Origin of the sequence: Streptomyces sp. SID5464 (assembly GCF_009862985.1) — a bacterium.
Lineage (GTDB): Bacteria > Actinomycetota > Actinomycetes > Streptomycetales > Streptomycetaceae > Streptomyces > Streptomyces chartreusis_D.
The window spans coordinates 478-9,561 of sequence record NZ_WWIQ01000026.1 but is presented as its reverse complement, the minus strand read 5'-3'; the positions used below and the strand labels follow the sequence as shown (position 1 = coordinate 9,561).

At 72.0% G+C, this 9,084-nt stretch carries 6 protein-coding genes and 1 pseudogene; all 7 read right to left on the bottom strand.

What is annotated here, in order from left to right; genetic code table 11:
* Positions 1–326: 326 nt before the first annotated feature.
* Positions 327–1,484 carry an FAD-dependent oxidoreductase gene (locus GTY47_RS18695; protein ID WP_010049254.1) on the bottom strand — a complete coding sequence of 386 codons (1,158 nt, stop codon included), beginning with the start codon at positions 1,482–1,484 and terminating at the stop codon, positions 327–329.
* Positions 1,481–1,678 carry a ferredoxin gene (locus GTY47_RS18690; RefSeq protein ID WP_010049253.1) on the bottom strand — a complete coding sequence of 66 codons (198 nt, stop codon included), beginning with the start codon at positions 1,676–1,678 and terminating at the stop codon, positions 1,481–1,483. The genes GTY47_RS18695 and GTY47_RS18690 overlap by 4 nt, the downstream gene beginning before the upstream one ends.
* Before the next feature lie 42 nt (positions 1,679–1,720).
* Positions 1,721–2,905: a cytochrome P450 gene (locus GTY47_RS18685; protein ID WP_010049252.1), complete on the bottom strand. Its 1,185-nt coding sequence runs from the start codon at positions 2,903–2,905 to the stop codon at positions 1,721–1,723.
* Between the two features lie 220 nt (positions 2,906–3,125).
* On the bottom strand, positions 3,126–5,282 hold the full coding sequence (locus GTY47_RS18680; protein WP_029181827.1) for a SpoIIE family protein phosphatase: 2,157 nt from the start codon (positions 5,280–5,282) through the stop codon (positions 3,126–3,128).
* Positions 5,283–5,366: 84 nt separating this feature from the next.
* Positions 5,367–5,720, bottom strand: coding sequence for a DoxX family protein (locus GTY47_RS18675; RefSeq protein WP_010049249.1), 354 nt, complete (start codon positions 5,718–5,720; stop codon positions 5,367–5,369).
* On the bottom strand, positions 5,717–7,684 hold the full coding sequence (locus GTY47_RS18670; protein WP_010049247.1) for an acetoacetate--CoA ligase: 1,968 nt from the start codon (positions 7,682–7,684) through the stop codon (positions 5,717–5,719). The genes GTY47_RS18675 and GTY47_RS18670 overlap by 4 nt, the downstream gene beginning before the upstream one ends.
* Positions 7,681–9,084: pseudogene (locus tag GTY47_RS18665) on the bottom strand (bifunctional 3-(3-hydroxy-phenyl)propionate/3-hydroxycinnamic acid hydroxylase); the annotation flags it as partial. The gene GTY47_RS18670 and the pseudogene GTY47_RS18665, both read right to left, overlap by 4 nt.

Genomic DNA, 9,084 nt, shown 5'->3' with positions numbered 1-9,084 from the left:
ACCCACGGCTACGACTACGTGACGGTGAAGTCCCTGAACGAGCTCAACCAGATGCTGGGCATCTGACGCGCGACGCACACCCGGCTGCCATCGCTCCGCGCTCCGCCGGGACGATGGCAGCGGCATGGACGCGTTCCCAGACAACGGCGCTCACCGGGCGTCAGGCTGGCCATGCTGTGTCCGGGCCCGGTGTGCACGGAGTTCGTCCGGTCCGTCGGCCTGGAGAGCGGCCACTGCCCGGGATCAGCCGAGTGCGCCGCGGAACAGCACCCCGGCCATGCCCGCGCCCCGTAGCTTCCTTACGTCGCAACGCTCATGTGCCGCCGTCACGGTGGCGGCGGCAAGGACGTGGCGGCCAAGGCCCGCAGCGCGGCGACCGGTCTGCGCAGTCCGTAGGCGACCGCCGTCGACGTTCCGTCTGCCTGGCTCCAGGTCAGCAGCGCGCGTCCGTCGGAAACGCTGCCCTGCACCGTGGTTGGTTCGCCGAGTAGCGGCAGGCGGCCGACGATCTTGACGGTGAGACCGGCCACCTCGGTCCAGAAGTAGTCGTCCTGCGCTGGTCCCGGCGGTGGGAGACCTAGAGCGGAGGCCGCCGCGGTCCTGCCCTGGGCGACGGCGTTGGACCAGAAGGGGGCACGCCGGTCGGGCCGGGTGCCGTCGCCGCGGAGGTAGGTGACGTCGCCGGCGGCGAACACGCCGGGCACGGTGGTGGCGCAGGCATGGTCGATGCCGACACCGAGGCGGTCGGCGAGGCCCGTCCCTGCCAGCCAGCCGACGCAAGGTGCTTCTCCGGCGCAGGTGACCACCAGGTCCGCGGTGAGCTCGGTGCCGTCGGGGAGCGCCACGCCGCTCACGGGGTCGCCGGTCAGGGTGGCGAAGCCGGTGGCCTGTATGAAGCGGATGCCGTGTGCTGAGGCTCGTGCGGTGATCTCGGCGGACAGGTGGTCGCCGAGGATGCGTTCCAGCGGGCGGTCGGCGTCCACGACGGTGACCGGGATGCCGCGGGCGGCGCAGGCGCTGGCCACCTCCATGCCCAGGAAGCCGGCGCCGACCACGATCGCCGAGCCGGCGTGGGCCAGGCGGGCGCGGAGTTGGCGGGCGTCGTCGAGGGTGCGCAGGACGAGTTCGCCCCGCTGTCCGGGGGCGGCGAGCCGGCGGGCGTCCGCGCCGGTGGCGACGATCAGCGCGTCGTAGCCCACCTGGCGGCCGTCGGCAGTCGTGACGGTGCGGCGTCGGGTGTCGGCCGCGACGGCGGCCGAGCGGATGACGTCGACGTCGATCCCGTCGAGGACCAGGCCCAGGGTCTGGTCCGCGGCCGGGTCCTTCAGGACCACCTTGGACAGGGGCGGGCGGGAGTACGCGCCGTGCTCCTCGGCGCCGATGATCGTGAGGGGTCCGGTGTGGCCGAGGGTGCGCAGGTGGCGGGCGGCGGTGGTGCCGGCGAGTGACTCGCCGACGATGAGCACCGAGCGCGGTGCGGTCACGACAGGACTCGCAGGGCGGCGACCGGGCAGGCATTGACGGCCGCGCGGGCGGCGGGCTGATGCTCGTCGGGGACGTCGGTGCCTTCGAAGCGGTAGGTGAGTTCGGCGTCGTCGTCCAGGCTGAAGATGTCGGGGGCCTGGTCGGCGCACAGGCCGTGGCCTTCGCAGCGTGGATGGTCGACGGAGATCTTCATGGTGCTGTCCTCAGCTGTCCTCGAACGGGCGAGCGGCGGGGTTCAGGCGGGGATGAGTTCGAGCGGCAGGCGCTCGAGGCGATGGATGACGTTGTTCAGGGACCACTCGGGTGTCCCGGTCGGCTCGATGCGGTCGACGCGTTCGATCAGGGCGCGGAGCATCGCGGAGGTCTCCAGGCGGGCCAGGCCCTGGCCGGCGCAGCCGTGGGTGCCCTGCCCGAAGCCGAGTTGGCGGGCGGCGTCGCGGCGGATGTCGAAGGTGTCCGGGTCGTCCCACTCCAGCGGGTCGCGATTGGCGGAGCCGTAGAGCACCAGCACCCGGGAGCCCTTGGGGAGCGGGACGCCCGCGAGTTCCGTGTCGCGGGCGGCAGTGCGGGAGAAGGCGCGGATCGGGGATTCGTAGCGGACGATCTCGTTGACCGCCTTCGGGACCAGGTCCGGGTCCGCCTTCAGCAGGCGCCACTGTTCGGGGTGGGTGGCGAACAGGTACAGAGCGCTGGAGATGGCGCTGATCGTGGTGTCCAGGGATGGCGCCAGGTAGTCGATCATCATGGTGACGCACTCGGCGGGCATGATCCGGCCCTCGTCGGACGCGCGCAGCAGGTCGTGGCCCATGCTGCCGTCCAGCACGGACCGGTCGCGGACGACACCGCGGGCGTAGCGCATCATGCCGAGGGACGCGGGAAGGGTGCGCACCGCCTGGCGGTTGAACGGGCCCAGCGCGTCGAAGGTGGCGCCGGCCCAGCGCAGCAGGTGCTCACGGCCCTGCTGGGGCCAGCCGACCAGGTCTGGGACGACCGACATCGGCAGCGCCGTGGCGACCTCCACCGCATCCACCGTTCGGCGGGCTGCAGCTGCCTCGACCACGGCGGCCGCCTGCTGGTCGACCGTGTCCTGCATCGTGCGCAGCGCCCTGGGAGTGAGGCGGTGCGCGAGAAGGGAGCGGCGGCGGGCGTGCTCATCGCCGTCACTGAACAGCGTGGTGCCCTGGCCCACGCGGTTGGCGACGGGGTTCAGACCGACGCCGCCCGAGGAGACGAAGGTGTCGTCGTCCAGCAGTACCTGCTTGCACTCGGCGTATCGCGGCAGGGCGTAGACCTTGTGCTTGCTCAGCCAGACCACGGGGCCGAGTGCGCGCAGCGCGGCGTAGTGCGGATAGGTGTCGCGGATGGCCGACGCCGAATACAGGTCGGGGTGGTAGACGGGTATCTCCGTGCGCATGGGCATGAGGAGCCCTCCTGAAGAAACTGTGAGAAGCGTGGACGGCTGACGAGAGCGCAGTCTCGGGCGCAAGGGTGAGTGCCCGTTCCTCATCCCGTTGCGCGGGTGGGCGCCGTCAGTGCAGCAACGCCATAATGAGGAAATACTCAAGCCTGATGGAACACATCGTCAAGGGTTACGACCGAGAAGAGCGATGATTTCATCAGAACTGCGGGTTTCCTTGCCGCTAAAGGAGCGAGGCCGGGTCCGAGCGCCCGGCGTGCTTCTCCTCACCCAGCTCGGCCCAGACCGTCTTGCCCTGCCGGGCGTGGCGCGTTCCCCAGCGCTCGGCGAGCTGGGCGACAAGGAGCAGGCCGCGTCCGCCCTCGTCGAACGCGCGGGCCCGGCGCAGGTGGGGGGTGGTGCTGCCGGCGTCGGACACCTCGCACAGGAGTGACTGATCACGGATGAGGCGCAGGCGGATGGGGGGTCGGCCGTAGCGGATGGCGTTGGTGACCAGTTCGCTGACCACCAGTTCGGTGATGAAGTCGAGGTCCCCCAGCCCCCAGGACGACAGCTGCCGGATGGCGCCCGAACGAGCCCGGGCGACGGCTGCCGGGTCGGCGTCCACGTCCCAGGCGGCGACTTGATGGTCCCCGAGGGTGCGGGTGCGGGCGAGCAGCAGAGCGGCGTCGTCGTGGGGTCGGCCTGCGGGCAGCAAGGCCTGGAGCACGGTGTCGCAGGCGGCCTCCGGGGATGCGGAGGGCTGTGCGAGGGCGTGGCGCAGGAGGGTGAGGCCTGCCTCGATATCGCGGTCGCGGGCTTCGACCAGGCCGTCGGTGTACAGGGCCAGGAGACTGCCTTCGGGCAGGTCGACCTCCGCCGCCTCGAACGGCAGTCCGCCCAGGCCCAGCGGCGGGCCGGACGGCAGGTCCAGAAGATCGACCGTTCCGTCGCCGCTCACTACGGCGGGCAGCACGTGCCCCGCGCGGGCCAGGGAGCAGCGGCCGTCGACGGGGTCGTAGACGGCGTACAGGCATGTGGCGCCGATGTCCCCGGCCATTTCCGTGTCCGGGTCGGCCGAGGCTTCGGCGGACAGGCGGATGACGACGTCGTCCAGGTGTGTCAGCAGTTCCTCGGGCGGCAGGTCGATGTCGGCGAGGGTGCGGACCGCGGTGCGCAAGCGCCCCATCGTGGCGGCGGCGTGGATGCCGTGGCCGACCACGTCGCCGACGACCAGGGCGACCCGGGCTCCGGACAGCGGGATGACGTCGTACCAGTCGCCGCCCACACCGGCCTGACCACCGGCGGGCAGGTAGCGGCAGGCGACGTCGACGGCGGACTGCTCCGCCGTACGCCGTGGCAGCAGACTGCGCTGGAGTGTGAGGGCCGTGGCACGGGCGTGTGTGTAGCGACGGGCGTTGTCGATGGCCACGGCCGCCCTGGCCGCGATCTCCTGCGCGAGGATCAGATCCTCGTCGTCGAAGGGAACCGGGTTGCGGTGCCGGCGGAACCGCGCGACGCCGAGAGTGGCGCCGCGGGCGCTCAACGGCACCACCAGCGTCGAGCGGGCAGGGTGGGTGCCGAAGGCGTCGGCCGGATCCGTCGGCGTCGCCGGGTGCCTGGAGGGCCGGCCGGTGGCCAGGGCGCGGGCCATGACCGATCCGTCCGGACAGGCGCGAACCGCCCCCAGCCCAAGCGTCGGCTCGGGACCGCCTTGCGCCGACGACGCCTGGGCGACCCGGTGCAGTACGAGGGGGCCCGGCGCCGGGGTGCCGTCCCCGTGGACCACGGAGTCGAGCAGGTCGACGGTGACCAGGTCGGCGAAGTGGTCGAGGGCGAGGTCCGCCAGCTCCTGGGTGGTGCGAGCGATGTCCAGGGTGGTCCCGATGCGCAGACCGGCCTCGTTCACCAAGGACAGCCGCCACCGCAGTCGCCGGTCCCGCTCCTCCTGGAACGCCGTGACACCCTGTTCGGACGCGTCGTCCACGTATCCGTTCGCCATCGCGAGCAGGAGGCGGGTTGCCGCGCTGATCAACTGCGCGTCTTTCGTCAGCCGCGGCATCTCGGCGAGGAGTCTGTCCAGGACGACGCCCTGACCGAGCCGGAAGGCCCGCAACAGCGCGGTGACCGGCGTGCCGTACCGGGCCAGCCGACGTGCACGTTCCAACTCGGCGGGCGGCGGATCTATCTCGCTCGGCTCGATGCCGTGTTCCAGGCCGGCCAGCACGCCGACGACATGCTCGGCGATGTTCTCGGACGTCATGCGGACGAGATCCGGGTTGCTCCACAGTTCGGGAACCTCACGCCGCAGGCACCGCACCACATCCGCGATCACCTCGTCCGCCATCGGCCCGAGGTCGCCGGCGACACGGGACACAAGGCTGGCGGCCGTGTACTCCACACTGTCGACGGTACGCCGGACAGGAGGCCCGTGAGTCGTCGGGCATCGACGGCCTCCCGCTCGACGCGACGCACACCCGGGCCGTCAGCCGGCGGTGATCGCCGCCCCGGCGTACGCCACCGCCGTCAGTGCCAGTACGGCGGCGGGCAGGGCCCGCACGGGCGGGTCGCCATGGCGCAGGTGAACCACCACGGCAGCCACCATGAGCGCAGCCAGCCCAGCAGCGGCGGCCAACCCGAGCGGGGCCGAAGCCAGGCCGAACAGCAGCCCGGCGGCTCCCGCCACCTCCAGGGTGCCGATCACGCGGTACAGACCCGGCGACATGTCGAGATGCGCAGCTGCCTGACGCATGAACGGCACGGTGGCGATCTTCGCCAGTCCCAGGGGGAGGAAGACCAAGGCCAGTGCGACGGCGAGGGTGGTGTGTGCGGTTGTCATGCCGATCTGTCCCTGCGCTCAGCGCCCAGGCGGGCGTAGTAGTCGATGAGGTCCGGGGCATCCACGGTGGCCAGGTTGACGACCTGCTCGACCGGGGCGCCCTGGAGGAGGCGTTTGACGGGGACTTCGAGTTTCTTGCCGGTGCGGGTGTGCGGGATGCCCGGTACTGCGAGGATCTCGTCGGGGACGTGGCGGGGTGAGGCACCGGTCCGGATGGCGTCGCGGATCTTCTCGCGGAGGGTGTCGTCCAGGGTCACCCCGGCGGCGGGGACCACGAACAGCGGCATCCAGTAGCCGCCGTCGTCCTCCTCCGCGCCGATGACCAGGGCTTCCGCGATCTCGGGGAGGCGCTCGACGACGTCGTGGATGTCGGCGCTGCCGAGGCGGACACCGTTGCGGTTCAGCGTGCTGTCGGAGCGGCCGTGCACGATCACCGAGCCGTGGCCGGTGACCGTGATCCAGTCACCGTGCCGCCAGACGCCCGGGTAGGAGGAGAAGTAGGCGTCGCGGTAGCGGCTGCCGTCGGGGTCGTTCCAGAAGTACAGCGGCATCGACGGCATGGGGCGGGTGACGACCAGCTCACCGACCCGGCCCACGACCGGGAAGCCCTCGTCGTCGTAGGCGGCCAGCGCGACGCCCAGGTGGGGTGCGGACAACTCGCCTGCCCACACAGGGGTGTTGGGTGCGCTGCCGGCGAAGCCGGACACCACGTCCGTGCCGCCACTGATCGACGCGAGCAGCACGCGGTCGCCGACGTGGTCGCGGACCCAGGGGTACGCGGAGGCCGGCAGGGTCGATCCGGTGCAGCCGACCACGCGGATCGACGACAGGTCGTGCACCGAGGGGTCGATGCCGAACTTGGCCATGCCCAGCAGGTACTGGGGGCTGGTACCGAAGACGGTCACCCGGTGGCGGGCGGCCAGCTCCCACAGGACGCCGGGCTTGGCGAGGGGCGCCGGGCTGCCGTCGTAAGTGCAGGTTGTGGCACCGGTCAGGAGTGTGGAGGCGACCAGGTTCCACATCATCCAGTGGGTGGTGGTGTACCACAGGAGCCGTTCGCCGGGGCCCAGGTCGGAGTGCAGGCCGAGGGTCTTCAGATGCTCCAGCAGGACGCCTCCGTGGCCGTGGACGATGCCCTTCGGCAGGCCCGTGGTGCCCGAGGAGAAGACGACCCACAGAGGGTGATCGAACGGCACCGGCGTGCAGGTGAGTTCCTCGGTGCGGGTAGCGGCGTCCTCCCACGGGACGACCAGCGACGGGTACGCCCGCGACGGCCACGGCAGGCCCACATGGCCCACCAGCAGCGTCGCCTTCAACGTCGGCAGCGCGTGGGCGAGTTCGAGGGTGGCGTCGCGCCGGTCGTGGGCGGTGCCGTTGAACAGGTAGCCGTCGGCGCCGATCAGGACGGTGGGTTCGAGCTGGGCGAAGCGGTCGGCGGCGGCCTTGGGGGCGTAGTCCTGTCCGCACACCGACCACACGGCGCCCAGGCTCGCGGCGGCCAGGAACGCCACGATCGCGTGCGGGGTGTTGGGCAGATAGCCCACCACCCGGTCGCCTGGCCCCACGCCCAGCTCGCGCAGGGTGGCCGCGACCGAGGCGACCTGGGCGCGCAGGCGGCTCGCGGTCACCTCGTAGCAGGAGCCGGTCTCGTCCAGGGCGATGACCGCCACGGCATCGTCGGCGAGGTTGCGCAGGGCGTGGTGGGCGTAGTTGAGGGTGGCGCCGGGGAACCAGCGGGCTCCAGGCATCCGCTCCTCCGCCAGCACCCGCTCGTACGGCGTGTCCGCGTCGATGTCGAAGTACTCCCACACCGCCCCCCAAAAGCCCTCCAGGTCGGTGACCGACCAGCGGTACAGGGCGTCGTAATCGGCGCCGGACATCCCGACATGGCGGGCGAAGTCCATGAGGTTGCTGTCCGCGACGGCCTGCGGATCCGGCGTCATGAAAGGTTCGGGCACACTCATCGGGTGACGCTCCTCAGCAGGCTGATGTCGACGGTTCGTCGCGGCGGGTGGGGACTGCGGATGCTGTGCAGAAGGGACGCCCAGGCGGCGGTGCCGGTGAAGTCCTGGCCCCCGGCCGGGACGACGTCCAGGACGACGCGGTCGGGGCGCAGCAGTACGGCGTCCGCGCGGCCGGCGCGCAGCCAGGCGGCGAGTGTGCCGTCGTCGCCGAGGCCGGTCACGGGGATCGCCCGGACGCCGAGCGCGTGGGCGAGGGCGTTCAGCGAGGGCCAGGGATCGGCGGTGGTCAGGATGGTGAAAGAGTCGCCGAGCACCTCGTCGAGGCGGCTGCGCCGTCCGTCGGCGGTGATCCATGGTCGGGGGCAGTGCGTTCCCGCAAGGCCCTTGCGGAGGCGGCGGCGTACGAGGAGTCCCGTGGCCAGGGGCGGGCTGAGGTCGCGGCCGGCCGCCGTGGTGAGCCGGGGGATGCGGCAGGCCGCGGCCAGGAGCCTGCGGCGGATCGCGGCGGCACCGTCCTGGCCGCCGGTCATGGCCCAGCCCAGGACGACCGCGAGCCGGATCACGTGCCGGGCGTGCGGCTTGCGTTCACTCTCGTAGGTGTCCAACAGCCGCTCGTCACCGCCCTGTCCGAGCACGCGGGCGAGCTTCCAGGTGAGGTTGTAGGCGTCCCGCAGACCAGAACACAGCCCCTGCCCGATGAACGGCGGGGTGAGGTGGGCGGCGTCGCCGAGACGAAGACCCGTCCGATGCGCCAGCGGTCGGCGACGCGGGCCCGGAAGGTGTACTGCGCCTCGCGGATGACCTCGAAGTCCCCCTCCTGCGAAGGCGGCAGCCACGGGGCGACCAACTCGCGGACCGGCTGCTCCGCCCCCTCGCGCAGCCGGAACTCCCAGCGGTAGCGGTCCTCGCCCACCCGCATGAAGGTGGCCGGGCGGTCAGGGTCGCATACCTGGTCGACGCCTTCCCAGCAGCGGACGTCGGCCGTCGTGCGGACGTCGATGACGGTCCAGCGTTCCTCGAAGCGCAGGTCCTCCCATCCGGCTCCGATGGCCTCGCGGGTGAGGCTGCCCGCGCCGTCACAGCCGAGCACCGCGTCGGCCCGGTGATGCTCCCCGGCGTCGTCCCGGTAGGTCACGCGCACGGGGCCCTCGGTGTCCGGGCCGATGCCGGTGACCTCCACGCCACCCCTGAGCTCGCACTCCGGGCGCCGGGCCAGGGCGTCGCGCAGCACCCGTTCCAGCTCGGGCTGGTCGAACATGCTGGTCTGCGGGTAGCCGTGCAGGCCGTGCTCGGTGCGGCGGAACTCGGCCATCACCCGGTGCCGGGCGTCCAGCAGCCGCAGCCCGTTCGCCGGGCGGGCGATCGCGGCGAACTCCTCGCCCACGCCCGCGGCCTGGAGG